General features: G+C 42.1%; 12 protein-coding genes and 1 pseudogene. All 13 read right to left on the bottom strand.

Features of this window, described 5'->3' with window-relative positions; translation table 11 throughout:
• Positions 1-819 (bottom strand): SDR family NAD(P)-dependent oxidoreductase (locus tag O9139_RS26270; protein WP_270884715.1); only part of this gene is annotated, 819 nt, incomplete at its 3' end.
• A 185-nt stretch (positions 820-1,004) separates the two neighbouring features.
• On the bottom strand, positions 1,005-2,171 hold the full coding sequence (locus tag O9139_RS26265; protein WP_270884714.1) for an iron-containing alcohol dehydrogenase: 1,167 nt from the start codon (positions 2,169-2,171) through the stop codon (positions 1,005-1,007).
• Positions 2,172-2,597: 426 nt separating this feature from the next.
• Entirely contained in the window at positions 2,598-2,897 is a 300-nt protein-coding gene (locus tag O9139_RS26260; protein ID WP_270884713.1) for an ArsR/SmtB family transcription factor, read from the bottom strand.
• Positions 2,898-2,937: 40 nt separating this feature from the next.
• Positions 2,938-3,780: an alpha/beta fold hydrolase gene (locus O9139_RS26255; protein ID WP_270884712.1), complete on the bottom strand. Its 843-nt coding sequence runs from the start codon at positions 3,778-3,780 to the stop codon at positions 2,938-2,940.
• Between the two features lie 120 nt (positions 3,781-3,900).
• Positions 3,901-4,323, bottom strand: coding sequence for a VOC family protein (locus O9139_RS26250; protein WP_270884711.1), 423 nt, complete (start codon positions 4,321-4,323; stop codon positions 3,901-3,903).
• Between the two features lie 398 nt (positions 4,324-4,721).
• A complete protein-coding gene (locus O9139_RS26245; RefSeq protein ID WP_270884710.1) occupies positions 4,722-6,374 on the bottom strand; it encodes a stalk domain-containing protein in 1,653 nt (550 codons plus the stop codon).
• A 530-nt stretch (positions 6,375-6,904) separates the two neighbouring features.
• Positions 6,905-9,229 (bottom strand): glycoside hydrolase family 95 protein, encoded by a 2,325-nt coding sequence (locus O9139_RS26240; RefSeq protein WP_270884709.1) that lies wholly within the window; start codon positions 9,227-9,229, stop codon positions 6,905-6,907.
• A gap of 189 nt (positions 9,230-9,418) precedes the next feature.
• Complete coding sequence (locus O9139_RS26235) at positions 9,419-10,216, bottom strand: helix-turn-helix transcriptional regulator (RefSeq protein ID WP_270884708.1); 798 nt, start codon at positions 10,214-10,216, stop codon at positions 9,419-9,421.
• A gap of 541 nt (positions 10,217-10,757) precedes the next feature.
• Complete coding sequence (locus O9139_RS26230) at positions 10,758-12,548, bottom strand: type 2 periplasmic-binding domain-containing protein (protein WP_270884707.1); 1,791 nt, start codon at positions 12,546-12,548, stop codon at positions 10,758-10,760.
• A 42-nt stretch (positions 12,549-12,590) separates the two neighbouring features.
• Positions 12,591-13,559 carry a carbohydrate ABC transporter permease gene (locus O9139_RS26225; protein WP_270884706.1) on the bottom strand — a complete coding sequence of 323 codons (969 nt, stop codon included), beginning with the start codon at positions 13,557-13,559 and terminating at the stop codon, positions 12,591-12,593.
• A complete protein-coding gene (locus O9139_RS26220; RefSeq protein WP_270884705.1) occupies positions 13,556-14,479 on the bottom strand; it encodes an ABC transporter permease subunit in 924 nt (307 codons plus the stop codon). The genes O9139_RS26225 and O9139_RS26220 overlap by 4 nt, the downstream gene beginning before the upstream one ends.
• Positions 14,480-15,624: 1,145 nt before the next feature.
• On the bottom strand, positions 15,625-16,464 hold the full coding sequence (locus tag O9139_RS26215; protein WP_270884704.1) for a hypothetical protein: 840 nt from the start codon (positions 16,462-16,464) through the stop codon (positions 15,625-15,627).
• A gap of 396 nt (positions 16,465-16,860) precedes the next feature.
• Positions 16,861-17,304 (bottom strand): annotated as a pseudogene (locus O9139_RS26210) (alcohol dehydrogenase catalytic domain-containing protein); the annotation flags it as partial.
• Positions 17,305-17,324 lie beyond the last annotated feature (20 nt).

Here is a 17,324-nt window from a genome sequence, read left to right as displayed (position 1 = left end):
ACCTTCCAGCAGTGGACTCGTTGCACACCAAACGCTTGTTGCCGCGCCTTGCTGCGGACTTTTTCTGTCGACGCCTTCAGGATCGATAATCGGCTTACCAGCTTTATCAAAGAGTTTAAGAGCGTCCAGTTCAGTCTGGGACAAATGCCGCTGCAGATCCGTTACAATTCCGCCCGGATGAACGGAAAAAGCGCGTACTCCTTGGCTCATTCCGATCGAGTCGAGCGCGACAGCGAACAAAGCGTTTGCGCGCTTTGCCTGCCCGTAGGCAACCCAAGGATGATATTCACGTTGTTTGAAATGCGGATCGTGAAAGTCGATTCCACCACGAATATACCCATAGGAAGACAGGGATACGACTCGCGCCCCTTCCGCACGAACGAGCGCTGGCCAAAGGCGACAAGTTAACTGGAAATGGCCGAGATGATTAGCTGCAAACTGGGATTCATATCCTCGTTCGTCCCGTGTTAGCGGAGCTGCCATAACGCCCGCATTATTAACCAGTATGTGGAGTTTATCGAATTGGCTAAAGAAGCGATCAGCGAAAGCATCGATCGATGCCGGATGAAGCAGATCCAAATAGTCTATCAGCACATCCGGCATTTCTCTGAGGGCTGCCTTCGCTTTCTCCATATCTCGAGCAGTCACGATGACCTTGGCGCCGGCGGCATGGAATGCGCGAACGGTTTCCAATCCAATGCCGGAATAACCGCCAGTGACAACGACGTTTTTACCGGTTAAATCAATTCCTTTGATAACTTCAGCGGCAGTTGATGAAGCCCCGAAACCAGAGCCAATAGGAACTTGTGGGGTTACCATAAACATATCTCCTCTTTCTATCATTTTTGCTTAATAGTCTTAACTTCAGCATCCTTATTTTGCAAAGGATGTGTCTAAACCTAAATATCATATTGTTCTCAAATGAAAGATCCATCAGAAAAAGTTACTCTATATCGCTTTATAAGGGGGGCCGTCTCTATGAGACAGCCCATCCTTATCGTTCATTATAAAGAATTTCTCAAAATCGTTCTGACGTCTTCTTTTGTAAGAGGAATATAGTTGCCAATTTGATCGGCAAGCATAGACCTTTCCGTCATCAGTTCAATTTCCTTGTCATCGATTCCATAGTCCGAAAGCTTTGTAGGCGCTCCAATGGAGGCCCAAAAATTCTTGAGAGACTGGATCGCTTCCACTGCTAATTGAGCATCTGTTTTCCCTGTTTGGTCCAAATCGAATACACGTACACCGAGTTGTGCGACTTTCTCCGGACGTACAGCCGCGACATGTTCCATCCAATGCGGGGCAATAATCGCGATTCCCCCGCCATGCGGTATGTCATGGACGGCAGATACGGCATGTTCGATAAGATGCGTTGCCCAATCCGGATTAACGCCCATTCCAGTAAGTCCGTTTAAGGCCAATGTACCATTTAACAACATGACTTCGCGATATTCGTAATTGTTCAAATCGTTCACGAGCTTAGGTGCTGTCTCGATGACGGTGCGAAGAATCGCTTCACCAATTCTCTCTTGAAGAGGTGCATTGCTCGAGGCATGAAAATATTGTTCGAAGACATGGGCCATAATATCAACGGTGCCGTATATCGTCTGGTCCAGAGGTACAGAGAATGTAAGCTCTGGATCTAGAATACTGAATCTTGGAAGTACATGATTGGAGTTAAAAAATGCTTTCGTATTCGTTTCCCAATTCGTGATAACGGAATTTCCGTTCATCTCTGATCCTGTTCCCGCTATCGTGATTACTGTGCCAATCGGTACAGAATTGGATGGGGCTTTCGCCTTACCAGTCACGATATCCCATACGTCGCCATCGTAGGGAACGCCCGCGGCAATTGCTTTAGCACAATCAATGACGCTGCCGCCACCGACTGCAAGAATAAAATCAAGCTGATTTTCTCTTATAAGGTTAATCCCTGTAATGACAGTCGTTAGTCGAGGATTCGGTTCAACGCCTCCTAACTCAATGATATAAGCGCCGATTTCTTTGAGTTCACTAATGACCTTATCGTAAAGTCCGATTTTTTTTATGCTGCCGCCTCCGTACAATAGCAAAATGCGTTTGCCATAAGCAGGAATTTCCTTTTTCAAGTTGCTTATTTGACCTTTTCCAAACAAGATCTTAGTAGGATTATGAAATTCAAAGTTTTCCATTTTCGTTTTACCTCTCTCTAATTAAAATGTAATTTCTGATTGCTATAAAGCGGTATAGCTACACCCAGCTTTCGGGCAACATGCATCCAAATGTGCTTGTTAAACGTTTGTTAGTCATGAAGTACCTTTATTATTGGGGCACCATAATACTAAATTCTTATTCATTTTGAGAATATCAAAACAAGTATCTAGGAACTAGCATGACACCCGAACACGCATGCTGGTAACTTTCGAATTAATTACTATGCTGAAACAAGGATGACAAATTTACTACAAGTATCTCACCTCCTTAAATGATATATTTATATATCGCAAAATCTCAATATTTAAAACTAAAAAAATTTACAATTTGCAAATTGTCGATATGATATTCTTAGAATAACTGAATCCAATAAATGAATTCAGTTTTCTATATTCCTGAATAGCTTATTTCTGAAGGAACTGACCAATATTTTTAATCGCATCTTCATTCCTTCTGTAATAAGTCCATTTCCCTAATCGTGTAGCGTGGACCAATCCTGCTCTTTGAAGCATGGAGAGATATTGCGAAGCAGTGGATTGATTCATGTTTAATTTTTCAGTGATTTGACTTACACATACCCCAACTGTGATTAAATCAGCCCCTTCCTGGGGTGAAAAATGAGTTGTTGGATCTTTCAGCCATTCTAAAATTTGAATGCGCGCTTCATTGGATAGTGCCTTGAAAATTTCAATTTGGTTGGCCATGTCGCTATTATACATTGCAGTTTTGCGATATGTCAAATTGTTAGCTATAGTTCTCGTTAGTTGAACGATTTTTAATTCTAAGAAGCCAGTCCGTCACCAAACTCGTAAGAACATCCCTTTCCTCAATTTGAATCATATGTCCTGCATGATCGAGTATTGCAATAGTAGCGTGACTGTAATTTCCAAAAATTTTCATATGATCTTCATAACCACATATCGAATCCTGCTTCCCCAAAACGATAAGTATTGGTTGTTGTAGTTGTTCAAAATAGCTAAGTGGATCAAACTTATAATAATAGCCTTCTTTCTTCCAATCAGATGATAGAAAATTACGATTAGCGAGCAATCTTCCTGGCTGAACTTCTTTTAAAAAAGTTAATAAGTTTGATTTGTTTTGACGTACCATAAGCAATTGAAAAGCATTTAAAACATCATCATCAAGTTCAACAAATAAACTTGTATCTACTTCAAAAACAACCTTTGCAGGCAGAGTTCTTTCACTTCCTGGTAAATGAAGAGCAGAGGCAATTAAGGAAATCCCCGTTATTAACTCTCTTTTTTTGTGTACTATACCTTGTGCCAAGTAGCCCCCAAATGAAGCTCCAATAACTGAAAACATTTGATTAGGAAGTACTGCATCAATAAACTCAATGATCATATCAAGCATATCTTCAGTACCCTTTACTTGCTCAGTGATTGCACTTTTTCCATGAGCAGGAATGTCCAAATAGATTCTCTGCCAGCCTGTTCTTTCCATAAAAATGGGTTCAAGCCAATACATCATTGATCGATGGTCTGTCCCCATCGCATGTAACACAATAACTGGACTTCCCTCTCCACATACTTCATAGTTAATTGTTCCCTTGTTAACATGGCATTCCATTTTAAAGCCTCCCTAGTTCGAAGCTTCCATTTATTCTACTATTTATCCTATTCCAGAATGAAACAGCATTATCCGCTCATTATTAGTTTGTTTAATCCGATATGACTCAGACTCAGAGGATTATTCTTTAATTTCCCACTGAGGATTCCATACTACTTCCCACAAATGTCCATCTGGATCTTGAAAGTAACCCGAATAACCACCCCAAAATGTGCTGTGGGCTGGAACTGTGATTGTCGCGCCAGCTTTCTTAGCTTGTTCCATTACCGAATCAACTTCTTCTTTGGTTCCTACATTATGACCTATCGTGAATTCCGTAGAACTTGGCATGTTTTGAACAAGTCCGGTATCAAACGCAATATCTTTACGTTTCCAAATCGCCATTCTTAAGCCTTCCTGTAAATCAAAAAACGCAACAGCACCATGTTCAAATTCTGTACCAACTATACCTTCCGTTGGAAACCCAAGTCCATCTCGATAAAACGTTAATGCCCTCTCTAAATCATCTACACCTAAAGTTAGTACAGTAATTCTTGGCTTCATAATATCCCCCCCAAAAAATTGTATTTGGAATTCCGCGTTTTTCTGCCAGCGGCGTCATTCAGAATGGCTTACATTAAATTAACTAGAGGCCCTCTATCCCCAAAATGCTAAAGGGCGCTTATTTTCTTTTATAGGGAAGAAATTCTCTCAGATATAATCACTGGTATTTGTAAATTTTACCATAACCTTTTATCCAATAAACATAAATAACCGCTATTTAAGAGGTCTTTAATGAGATCATGTACCTTTCACCCGACAATCATCAACTCATAATCTCTATCTATATTAGCACATTTAGGAAGCAAGCTGCCCGTTACTTTAAGCTAAAAAGGAGAATCTAAGCGCTGATTCTATACATAATAAAAAGCGGAAGCTTATCTTCCGCTTTTTTTTCTGAATTAATAAGTAATCGTTATAACTTTCGTCTTATCGTCAAATTGCACTCTTGCTCCTAAAACTTCGGACATCAGTCTCACGGGAATCAACGTAGTGCCATTATAAAGTTTTGCCGGTGTCTGCGTTTCCCGCTCCAGATTTTCATCCGCATAGGCAGCTTTATTTGTAAAGAAGGTAATGGTTTTCCCTTTTTTAGTATAAATAGCTGCTTGCTTGGTCTCGTCCCATGTGACGGAAGCTCCGAGGGCACCAGCCAGATCTCTTACCCAGAGGTATGAAGATCCATCGATAATAACTGGCTCCATTCTGGCAGGCAACTTAATCCCATCTAGCGTAAAGGCACTCTCCTGGAGTTTAAATGTAACAACGTGAGGTACGCCCCCAGTCGCTTGCAGTTGTTTGATATAAAGATCCGAGTTTTCGTGCAGCTTTTGCTTACCTACGGATGAAGCAGGTTCCGTTTGAAAGCTCCAGTCCTTTTGCAATGTCTTGGCTTGACCGTTGTCCATAAACGAAACTTTTATATGTGCGGAGTAGCGTGAATCCGGAAGCAGCGGTTTTGTCGGAATCAGCATAACGGCATTATCCAATTCTTTATCACTGTTTGGCGTATCGTGCAAAATACTTACCGATTTCCCTTCACTATCCACTAAATCTGCTTCATCCAGCATGATGTTAGTTACGGATTGGCCAGAGATCACAGCCAGTAACGGATAGCCTACTGGATAAGTGGCGGCTCCACGATGAATTTGAAGCGGGTCCGGCGACTCGTGTCCATTAAAATCAGTTGGCACATAGCGATCTCCTGGAGCTGGTGAAACAACTAACTGTGTTGTTGGTGCTTGCTGATTGAAGCCAAAATCCATGACGAAGTAGCTGCCCTCGCGGTCGATCCCTATTTCCGTCGCTTCCTGCATGAGGAATGGAATTCGATGATATGGCGCATCAAACAAGCTGTCAATCGCATCATTCATACTGCTCATCCCGAAGGATGCGTCCTCCCCCATCCCCACGCCAGTATAATTGACATATCGAGCACGCTGCGCTAAGGTTTCACCGATGTAACCTGCTTTGGAGCTGTCTTCGGTATGGAGAGAAACCTTTTGAGCATCTACTTGATTATTTTGCAAGTAAGTAGCATGCAGTTGAGCAGCTCGCGACAAGTCCTGGCTCCAGCGTAGGGGTTGAAGACCGAATAATTTTCGATAATCATTCACGACCTTCAGCCCTTGTTGCTGCTCGGTTGTAGGCGAAGCAGGCACGGAAGTGACGGCCTGTTTGGCAATATTGAACGTCCAGCTCTCTGATAGAGGATGATAGCCTGACATATTTATGAACAAGTCTACGTGATGTTCACCGGGCTGCAAATCCACTTTCGGCATATACGTATAGCTACTCGCTGCTTGGTCCCAAGATCCCTTGACTTCTTGGTCATCCAGCAGCATTTGGAAGGAAATGTTTTCGACTTTGAAAGTCGTTGTGAGAAATGTAAATCCAATCTCGGGGCGCGAAATACCTACGGTTGATTCTGGAAATCGCTGATAATGAAACGACGATGAGTCGGCGTAAGCTCTTTCGTTAGGGAGAAAGCTGACGATGAAACAGAAAATCAGTATAAATGACAACAATCTAGCTGGGAAAAGAATGGACTTCACTTGCATAATTCCTCCTGGAATATTGAATTCTAAGCAAAAAGCCGATTGCTGAATGCTAACACTTTATTCTACAGCAGTCAGTAATTTCCTTCATTATATTGCAATTCACCCATGCTTCCCTACCGGTAAATTTCTCCATAACTAACGAAAAACTGCGATTTCTGCGGCCTTTAATGGGGCGATTTACTCCCTGTTATTAACTAACGCAGAAATTTCTGTTTTTCCTTACAAAACTACCCTGCATCTGCATTCATTCCGCGCATTTAGAAATATATATATCAGAAATAACTTATCATAATTAATTATACTTAATATGTTATGCTTCTCTTTTACAAAATTAAGCTGCCGATCGTACCGGCAGCTTAGTTATGTTTTTGCTGATATCAACAATCTCATCCGCTTTGGTTTTCAAGCCTTCATCCTGATCCGCAAATGCGAATTTGGAGCAGGCAGAAAGATAATGCCCATGTCCTCAACAATCCGAACATCTCTATTCTAAGGAGTATTGGTTAAACGATAAAACCGAAATCTCAATTCGCGGGCTTGGATTCGGGCTTAGCACGTACATGAATCGCAGTCCCTGCCTCCGCCTCAAATGAATAATTTGATGCGTCGAGTTGCGTTGGCTCGTAAATCTCCCCTTCCATCCATAATTGGATGGGCAGATTGCAACGAATACGATACACCCCTTTATAATCTGGCTTCAGTACAGCATGCTTTAATTGACCGTCCTTCCATGCCATATCTACCGTTACCGCACCGCGGGCGCGAAGCCCCGTTACTTCACCATTGGACCAAGCTTTAGGGAGAGCTGGTAACAAATGAATGGCGTCAGCATGGCTTTGTAGCAGCATTTCCGCGATACCCGCAGTCCCGCCAAAATTGCCGTCTATTTGAAATGGTGGATGGTTATCGAGCAGGTTGGGCAATGTGGAGTGCGTCAATAGGGCAGTTACATTTTTGTATGCTTCTTCCGCATCTCCAAGCCGAGCCCAAAAATTCACAATCCAGGCGCGACTCCAGCCTGTATGTCCCCCTCCGTTTGCAAGTCGTCTCTCAAGTGTCCGGCGAGCAGCAGCACTTAGGCTAGGTGTCTTCTCTGGGGTGATCTGTGTTCCCGGGTGCAAGGCGAATAAGTGTGAGATATGACGATGTCCTGGCTCCACTTCCTCATAATCTTCAATCCACTCCTGTATTTGTCCATGACGCCCAATCTGAGGCTGTGGCAGTTTATCCATTGTAAGTTTAAGCGTTGTCAAGAAGTCCATATCCGTCTCTAACTGTTCACCTGCCGCTAGACATGCGAGAAACAATTCACGAGCAATCTGGATATCCATGGATGGCCCATAGCAAAGCACGCCAGTTTCCCCATTCGGCAATCTATATGTGTTTTCAGGTGAGACAGAGGGGCAAGTGACAAGCTCTCCACTAGGAAGTTCGACCATATAATCAACAAGAAAAGCAGCCGCTTCTTTCATCATCGGGTAAGCATGATTCAGAAAAGCCTCATTCCGCTCGAATTGATAATGTTCCCAAAGATGCAGACATAACCATGCTAGGCCAAGGGGCCAATATGTCGAGGGTAGATAAAGATCCTGCGGTGCGGTATCCGCCCAAATATCAGTATTGTGATGGGCAGAACTGCCTCCACAGCCATACATGACTTGAGCGGTTCGGCGACCGTTTGGAATCATCCGTTCGATCAATTCAAAAAGAGGCTCATGGCATTCGGGTAAATTGCAAATCTCAGCCGGCCAATAGTTCATTTGCGCATTAATGTTAATGGTAAATTTGCTGTCCCAGGCCGGCAACATATCCTTATTCCAAATCCCTTGTAAATTCGCAGGTAAAGATCCTGGTCTGCTTGAAGCAATAAGCAGATAACGGCCATATTGAAAATATAAAGCTTGAAGTCCGGGGTCTTCAGTTCCAGCTTTCATCCGTTCCAATCGTTTGGAAGTGTCTTGTTCCACAGCATTGAATGCAGCATCAAGCCTTATCGATGTCCGATCAAACAGTTTACAATAATCCTCAATGTGGGCCGTTAATAAATCGGTATACGCCCGTGATGCAGCACGCTTGGCATTCGCAAACGCTGCGGATTCAGGGTCGGACTCTCGAAAATCCGTGGCGGCGGAAATGACCAATGTGGCAGCATCGGCATTGGTCACGACCAAGTGCTCCCCAATCGTACGCATTTGGCCTCCCTCTGGTTTGCACATCAACACACCGCAATAGTTAACACCTCCGCCACTATTGCCGCTCATCAAGATCGAATTACCTTCTTCTGTGCGGATACGGTCTACGTATCGGAACCTTTCCCTTCCCATTCTTGCTGTGAAGGAAATTTGGCCCGGCGTATTAGCCGTCAATCGAATCACAATCGCGCCGTCCGGATAGCTCGCAAAGATCTTGCGACGATAATGAACCTTACCCGCCTTAAAGGAAATACTGACCACTGCTTCTGATAAATCGAGCTCCCGTTCATAATCGATGACTTGGTTATTGTCTAATGTTTGGAAATGAAGAAACAGATCGCCGAGCGGCACATAATGACGCTGGGTTTCAGGGATTGCAGTTAAGGCAAGCGAAGCGAGGGACTCGGCTTCTTTGAGCTTTCCTTCAAAAATGAGGCGGCGAATTTCCGGAAGATGTGCCAAAGCATCCGGGTTATGCCGATCCCTCGGCCCTCCATACCATAAGGAATCTTCATTAAGCTGCAATCGTTCGGAGCATGGCCCTCCGAAAATCATAGCTCCCAGCCGTCCATTGCCAATCGGAAAAGCTTCGTCCCAATGCTTGGCTGCAGAGTGAAAAAATAGTCTTTCTTTGTACTCTAAACGTGCATCACCCATAATGATTGCCTCCATCACTTTACAATCGGATTCTATTTCTAATCAGCAGGCTTGTATTCGAAACAATCAAAATGCCGCAGGTACCGAACTTCATGCTGACTTCGTCCAAAAGATCACTGTTTCGGGATTCAATGGTACATGCAACCACGTAGGACGTTTGGCGAAGAGTCGCCTGTTTTGTTGTGTAAGTTACGGTTTGGCGGCCCTCTCAAGAGACTCGCCTTTCATCTGCTTGTGAAACTTTCTTGGTGTAAAGCCCGTAATACGCTTGAATTGACGGCAGAAGTGCTCCACGTTGTTATATCCGCAGCGATAAGCGACCTCTGCAGTGGAGAGAGAGCCATGCAATAAATATTCCTTGGCTTGGCGGATGCGGCTTGTAATCACGTCATCCATACAAGAAACCCCGAAGGTCTTCTTGTAAATTGTCTGCAAATACCCAGGACTGATGTGGATAGAATTGGCCATTCTCGGAACCGCCCAGTCCTGGCTAGGATTACTGTAAATGGCAGTCCGAAGCGTTAACAAGTTATAGTATTTGGGCGTAATCACTTCATGAAAGTAAGATTCCAGCAGCTTGTTAAACAGGGTTCTCAGTAAGCAGTCAATGGATGATTCTTTATAATCTTTTTGAAAAGAGTGTTCACTGACGAGAAGTTGAAATATTTTGTGGCAATATTCAGGGTCATTCAATGAAAATGGCACTCCGAATGGAAGCGATGTTTCGGTTACATACGATTCGTTGGATTCGAAACGAATCCAGTCGTTCTTATATTGTTCCGCGCTGGCCCGGTAATAAATTTTTTGATGGGGATGGTATAAAACTCCACTGTGTGCTGGGAACTCCTTCAATTCTTCATTGACCCAGAACAGGGCAGGTGTATGGGTCACGACGAGCAGCCAACAGTTATGGCCCTCAGGAATATCGAACACAAAATTGCTTTCGTGCAGGGCATCATACTCAACATAGAAAATGTTGGCCATCATGATCCTCCAGTATCAAAAAATGAGAATACATCAATTTTTTATTAGCATATATTACCGTTTGAAAACAGTCAATAAAGTAGGGGAACGTCAGCTCCTTCGGCACTCTTGCCTAGATCGAAAACTAGATGCTCATTGAAATGGAGCAGCTGGTTATGGTGATAACACTTATTCTCTACACGCAACATTCTGTCTGCTTCGCAACCCCCTGCCAAAAACTCAGTGCATACCGGAAAGTGCCCGTGTTCCTGAAGCGAATGCCTATCGGAAGGATCACGCTCACCTTTCTACGTCCTCCCAGATCCGACGGATGGTACAGAATTTGCTGTTGTCTGCCGTTTGTCCATGCATGACTCCATTGAGATAAATTCAGGCCTCTGACATAATCCCCTTGTCCTTTCATTAAGCGAACTCGTTCCACTAAAGTGCCTTCGCAAGGGTCTGCAATAGATCATCGACAGTCTGTGTATTTGTCTAGAACCAGAAAATGAATGAGGGAAATATAAATAATACATATCCCTCATTCATTATAAAATTATGATTTTTACTTGCTAGCTAATGCATCGGTACGCATTTTAATAATCTGTTGCGCTTTTGCCGTATCCGAGGCGAAGACATCATTCCAACCGAGGCCTATTACATCTTTCTTCATCATTTCCCAAAGTTTGTCGAACTCTGCTTGATTCTTTGCAAATACCATTTTCCAAGATGTGTTCTTTACATAGTCAGAAATCTGGCTGCGTTTGTTTTTAATATCTGATGAATCGCTGCCTAGACTTGTATTGATATTGGGGACGATATCGATCATCTTATGTTTCAAGTAGTAATCAGTTGCGTTTTCTGCATTATAGGTGTTTTGCCAATCCGTCGTTAGCGCTGTCTTGTTCGCTTCAATTGTTGCAGCCCAGTAATTACTGTTATAGAACTCTCCTGTCATTGGATCTTTGGCAAAATCGCTTATAATCATCGTGTTGAGCTTGCTTTGTCCGTCCTGATATCCGCCGCCTCCGTACTGATCTGGAACAGGTGTATTTTTCTGGAATGCGGTTTGACCTACTTCGGTCAGCTTAAATTTACCATCTGCCGTCTTTTCGTAGTTGAAGCCTTCAAATCCGTTCACATAGTAGCGCAAGCCTTCAGGAGAAGCCAGCCAATCTATGAATTCCATGATCCGATCGGGATCATTGGCTTTGGAACCGATAGCAAACGCTCTTCCATTGCCGTAATAGGCATCACTTGACTGAATGATGTGCGTGTCAGCGATCGGAATAGCAACATTCCCATCACCCTTTTTACCTCTTTCAATTGTATTGTAGAACCCTGTTTCCCATGAGTACCACAAAAGAAATACCTGCTTGTTGGTCAACTTTTCCGATACTTTGTTCCAATCCTGGGTCGGCGAGTCAGGGTCAACCAAACCCATCTGATTTGCTTTAAAATAGAATTGCAGAATTTTCTTATACATACTGTTGTCATCGATGAGGGGAACGACGTCGCCTTTTGCATTTAACTGCATGGTCGTGGTTCCTTCTGGCTGCTCATAACCGTACCAATTGCTCAACCAGCGTGCATTTTCCATAGTGCCTCTGCTGTCCCAATCCTTCCACAACGTGATTGGAGCGATCGGTTTACCGTCCGGAGTCTTCGGATATTTCTCATGCATTTGTTTCAGTACATTCAAAAGATCATCCAGATTGTTCAGCTTGGGAGCCCCGACACCCTTATAATAATCCCAAGGCATTATTGGGCTTGAGTAAGGGATTTGTTCCGAGTATGTCGTTGGTGAAGTATCGGCCTCAAAGGTCGGCAAAGCATAAATCTTGCCACTAGGATTTACTTTTTGGAATGCTGCATTGAAAGGTTTGAAATGATTGTCCACATATTTGGACAGGTTCGGCGTATTCTTGATCTTATCCGTGAGGTCCATAATCAGACCGGCCGGAATTAATTCTTCCAACTGATTGTTACTGACGATCAGGAGATCGCCCAAATTACCTGCTGCCGATCTTGTCTTGTATAGCTGATCGCCGGCAATCTGCGGAGCAAGAATGTTCAGAGTGATATTGAACTTATCCTTAATAAGCTTTCCGTACCACCCTTTCTGCTCTCCTTGATAATTTGCTGCATTGTCAAAAACAGTTATGGTCAGCGGTTTACTGTGATCTAGTGCCTTGGATGTAGCTTCAGTACCTGGGTTCGATGACTTACTTGGTTCCGTTGATGCAGACTTATTATTAGATTCTTCTCCACAGCCGGTTAATGCGACCGATACCATGAAAAGGCTAGCAAACAATAACAACGCCGATTTTTTTATTGCTTTACCAGGTTTATGCATACTCAACCCCCATAATTTTTCAATTTATTAATCCGGTGCAAATTATCCTTTCACTGCACCGATCATAATCCCCTTTACAAAAAAACTTTGGAAAATCGGATAAACCAACAAAATAGGCGCTACAACAATAACAGTCACCGTCATTCGAATGGAAGTCGTCGTTTGCTTCGTTGCCAGACTTGACATCGCTGTCGAGCCGGCATTCTGCAGGTTTACCATGCTGGATAAGGAACTTGCCTGATTCATATAGTTGTATAGAATAAACTGTAAGCTATAAAGTTTGCTCTCCGTGACTAACAACAACGTATCCTGGAAGGAATTCCACTGATCCACTGCTGCAAATATAGCAACTGTAGCTAATATGGGTTTACAAATAGGCAACATGATCTTGAAAAAAAGAGTCATGGTCCCGGCGCCGTCGATACTTGCCGCATGTTGCAATTCCTTCGGCGTTGATTCCACGAAAGTTTTTACAAGAATGATAAAAAACGGAGCTACAATCGTCGGCAGAATGTAGGCCAAAAAATTGTTTGTCAGATGCAAAGACCTCATTGTCAAATACCAAGGAATAACGCCGGCATTAAAAAACATGGTTAAAACCGTATAGCGATACCAAAATTTTCTCCTCCACATATCCTCCTGGGTAAACATGAATCCCAGAAAAGCGGAAGCCCCTACCGTCAACGTGGTTCCAATCACGGTCCTTGCTACAGATACAACGGCAGCATCCCACAATCCCGGTATTTTAAACGCATCCACGTAGTTATGGAATTGGATATTTATCGGGTAGAAGATAACATCACCTTTGGCACTGATATCATTAGCGCTTATGGTATTAATAATGATGGAGTAAAATGGATATACACATATAAGCGCATACAGAGAAAACAACCCATATATTAAAACAGTAATCATCTTGTCTGTTGCGCTGACTTGGACTTTCATTTTTCTGGTGAGATGACTACCGGGCACTTTATCATTTGGCGCCAGCCCTGCTGCTGTATGACTCATACAATACTCTCTCCCCTTAATCTTTTTGATAGTCCGTTCACAGAAAAGAGAAGCACAACACTGATCAAGCTCTTAAGCACACTGATTGCAACGGACACCGAATAGCTGCCGCCTCCCATTGCAAGGTTGTAAACATATAAGTCTAAAACCTGTATGGAATCCTTATTAAATGCATTTTGAAATACAAAATATTGCTCTAAACCATTATTCAGGAAACTCGCAATTTGGAGCATCAACAATACGAAATAGGTTGGCACCATACTTGGCAATACAACATGCCAGATCACCCTCATTCTTGTCGCACCGTCTACATAGGCCGCTTCATATAGCGAATCATCTATGCCCATAATTGCTGCTATATACAATATGGCTGACCAACCCAATGTTTTCCAGGTTGTCCATATCCACATCATAATCCAAACATGGTCGGAATTTTGAAGAAGTAAAATCGGGGAATCGATAAATCCAAGTTGTTTCAAAAGGCTGTTGACTATACCTTGACTAGAGAACATTGAAAATGCCAGTGAATAGACCAATACCCAGCTGATAAAGTTCGGCAAGGTTGTTACCGTCTGTATGAACCTCCGGAACCGTACAGACTTGATCTCAGTCAGGAATATGGCAAAAATCATTGGAAGCCAGGAGAATAGCAGATTCAAGCCACTCATCCCAAACGTGTTCTTGAGAATTTGAAGCGTTTGATCGATCTTTACTTGGTTTTCGACCAAGGTATGAAACCACTTCAAACCCACAAACGGCGATTGGGATAGCGGAATCGGCGGCGTATAGTCAAAGAATGCATAAACCCAACCATATAGCGGGTAGTATGCAAAGACACCAAGTAGAACCATAAAAGGCATAATAAAGAGGAATTTTATTATTGGGATGCTTTTCTTGCTGTATTTTTCTATTCGTACCATGTCAGGCCCCCTATTTTATATTCAACGAATTTATTGACAAATAACGATATCCAAAAAAAATATGAAGTGCTGAAATGGCAGCAGTCAACTCTACTCAGCCCAACGGCTTATCAAGGATTTTGACGCCATACTTGAGTTGAATTCGCTTTCATTTGATTGCGATATTGATATCTTACGTCATTGATTTCTTCTAAACAATGACCTATCCCCATCGATTATTGATCTATTCTTAGATTACTATTGCGTTGATTAAAGCCGGTATGGGTATTGCAGGTAAGAACTTTAACCCACAGCAGATTACACAATCATCCGCACCCTACCTCACAGACAGAGCACTATTGGTCAGCTTTACACTTCCGCCTCCTCGTCGCATGCTAGAGACTTTCATTCTTTAGTCGATGCGCTGCCAAGCGCACGAAAAAACCTCTAAATTTAAATTAGAGGTCTAATAGCATTCGACAAAATTCGCCATTTTGTGATACGGTTAAGTGCGAATGATCTTAAACTATGCAGTATCAGATTCATTGCCCAAGATTACTCATGCTTTTGATAAGAACGTTCACTCATGTTTGTATCGCCGGACACTTGTTGTCTAATGACACAAATTTGCCTACGTAGATCCGGTGCCTGCCACGCGGCAGAAAATTCACGTGAAACGCTTTTCTTCGCTTTCTTTAAGGAAACATAATTTTGTAATTATTGAGTAGAAGTTTATTTTTAAATAAACTCATCTGTATGGACTTCATATAAAATATACTTAATGGAAACATTTAGGCTGAATGCGTGTCTATTTTGACATAAAACAGAATTAAAAGCGGATAATCAGATTAATAATGATTTTCCTTTGAGTACAATAATTATAATTTTAGGAAAAGTGGTATGAGCAATTATGATTCGTTTCTTGTAAACTCCAATTCTAATCAAGCTCTTATGCCCGGGAACAATTAAGGAAAATACAAGTTTCTTAAAAGGAGCAGAATTACAAAATAAAAAAATGAGTCTACAGAATTTCAAATCAAAGTTAAATGAACACTACAAAAGCTTTTGCCTATTGAATCAATAAAAAAGCTCTTGTTGGATAGATCTTAAACATATTCTAAACGGCAAAACAGGTGCATTTCTCTAATGAGAGTAGCACCTGATGGTTAGTTCGGATTAAATAATCTTGTATCTATGATCTTAACAAGCACGATAAGCAATAAGGATAAACAAACATAATACATCTGGTCCCACCAAACAAGACTGTAAAGGATTCCAAACTTTATTAGAACTAGATTCACGATATAAGTAAATAAACCTGATAAGATGTATTTTATCCATTTCGTTTTCCACTTGACTTTAACAATTAAACAATAGAAAAGGCTTGCGCACAAATAATAAATTGCTGAGAATGCGATGGAATCGCGACCTTCATTTTCGAACCATCCAGGGCGATAAAATCGATTCAAGAAAAAGAGCATCGGAAGAATATGGGCGCTCGCAGAAATGGAGCCAGTAATTAAATAAAGCATAAAATAATGTTTGAATCCTTTTGAAGGAAGTAAAATCCATTTATAAAAAACTTTAGCTAAAACAAAATATATCGGTAGACCCAATCCCGTATATTCTAATCTCCACCAGTGATGTGTATAGATATGGAGCTTTAAAAATAACCATTCAATGCCAACAAAGTATCCTGAAAAAAAGACGATCCAAAACCAATTTAATTGGAAAGTTGCTATCAGGGTTGCAATGACCGGTAAAGATAGCGCGTTTGAGAAAAATGCTCCCAATTCACTATCATAAAATGAATTATGCCTAATAAGGTTCGGGTAATAATCATAGCTTCCTAAGAAATTAAAAATCGTGGTTTCGATGATATAACCATATCCAACCATTGTTAAATAAAGTAATACAGTTTGGAAATTTCTTTTCTTTAATAATAAAAAACAGAATATTATTGTGCTTGAAATAAGTAAAGCAAAAAACCAATAAGAATTATGCACAACATTCACTCCGATATGAGATATCTTTATATTATTGGAAAATTACCAATTTATATACCTCCCCTCCGCGTCGCGCATTACACACTCGCTGATGTTTCTCCTCTGCAGTAAAAAACTCCCACCTAAGATTTGCTCTAACACTTCCGTAAAAAATTCATGAGTCCAGTTTTTCTATTCTCTTTACAGAAAACATATTGGTATGTCCATTCAAGATGAGCGTTCAACGCCAATCAAAGAGGCACACCGATGTAGGTGTGCCCAATTATGCGACTAGGGTTACTCGTTATTTAATTCTCCATCGTACTGATGTCGATTACAAATCGATATCGGACATCTGAAGCTAATACGCGCTCCCAGGCTTCATCAATCTGTTTAGCGGAAATAACCTCGATCTTACAAGAGCGGCGCAGCTACGTCAAGCTCCATACCATCAGGAATTCTAACCACAAAATCTTCCGTCACGACAATGTGTGTGGAATAGCCGCCTTGCGTATATTGCCCGTATCTGTCGAATGCTGCATAGGTGTCTGTGTTTCCTTTGAGGCAATATTGTTCTTCTCCCTTACGACAAGGATCACACTCCCGACAGGAGTCAACCATGCAGCCTACCCCAACTCGGTCACCAGCGGTATATTTTTTGACTTCCGAACCAACTTGAGTAACAATACCAGCAATCTCGTGTCCCCGAACTGAGCCGTATGGATATCAGAGAGAGTGGCAAATACCAGCGTATTTAATCTCAATAAGGACATCATGCGGCTCAAGATCCCTGCGCTTTATCGTGGTCAGTTTGAACGGACCATCCGGACTAAATGTTGCCCGTGCTTTAACAGATATCATAATCTAACCTCCTGCAATCC

The sequence above is a fragment of the Paenibacillus aestuarii genome (genome assembly GCF_027789125.1).
GTDB classification, from domain to species: Bacteria; Bacillota; Bacilli; order Paenibacillales; family NBRC-103111; genus Paenibacillus_E; species Paenibacillus_E aestuarii.
The sequence above is the reverse complement of the archived record's forward strand: the minus strand, read 5'-3'. Positions and strand labels throughout refer to the sequence as shown.

What these genes read in the sequence shown, in the direction of transcription:
- O9139_RS26265 (WP_270884714.1), bottom strand. Translation starts at nt 2,171, where the DNA reads ATGGAAAACTTTGAATTTCATAATCCTACTAAGATCTTGTTTGGAAAA.
- O9139_RS26260 (WP_270884713.1), bottom strand. Translation starts at nt 2,897, where the DNA reads ATGGCCAACCAAATTGAAATTTTCAAGGCACTATCCAATGAAGCGCGC.
- O9139_RS26255 (WP_270884712.1), bottom strand. Translation starts at nt 3,780, where the DNA reads ATGGAATGCCATGTTAACAAGGGAACAATTAACTATGAAGTATGTGGA.
- O9139_RS26250 (WP_270884711.1), bottom strand. Translation starts at nt 4,323, where the DNA reads ATGAAGCCAAGAATTACTGTACTAACTTTAGGTGTAGATGATTTAGAG.
- O9139_RS26240 (WP_270884709.1), bottom strand. Translation starts at nt 9,229, where the DNA reads ATGGGTGATGCACGTTTAGAGTACAAAGAAAGACTATTTTTTCACTCT.
- O9139_RS26235 (WP_270884708.1), bottom strand. Translation starts at nt 10,216, where the DNA reads ATGATGGCCAACATTTTCTATGTTGAGTATGATGCCCTGCACGAAAGC.
- O9139_RS26230 (WP_270884707.1), bottom strand. Translation starts at nt 12,548, where the DNA reads ATGCATAAACCTGGTAAAGCAATAAAAAAATCGGCGTTGTTATTGTTT.
- O9139_RS26225 (WP_270884706.1), bottom strand. Translation starts at nt 13,559, where the DNA reads ATGAGTCATACAGCAGCAGGGCTGGCGCCAAATGATAAAGTGCCCGGT.
- O9139_RS26220 (WP_270884705.1), bottom strand. Translation starts at nt 14,479, where the DNA reads ATGGTACGAATAGAAAAATACAGCAAGAAAAGCATCCCAATAATAAAA.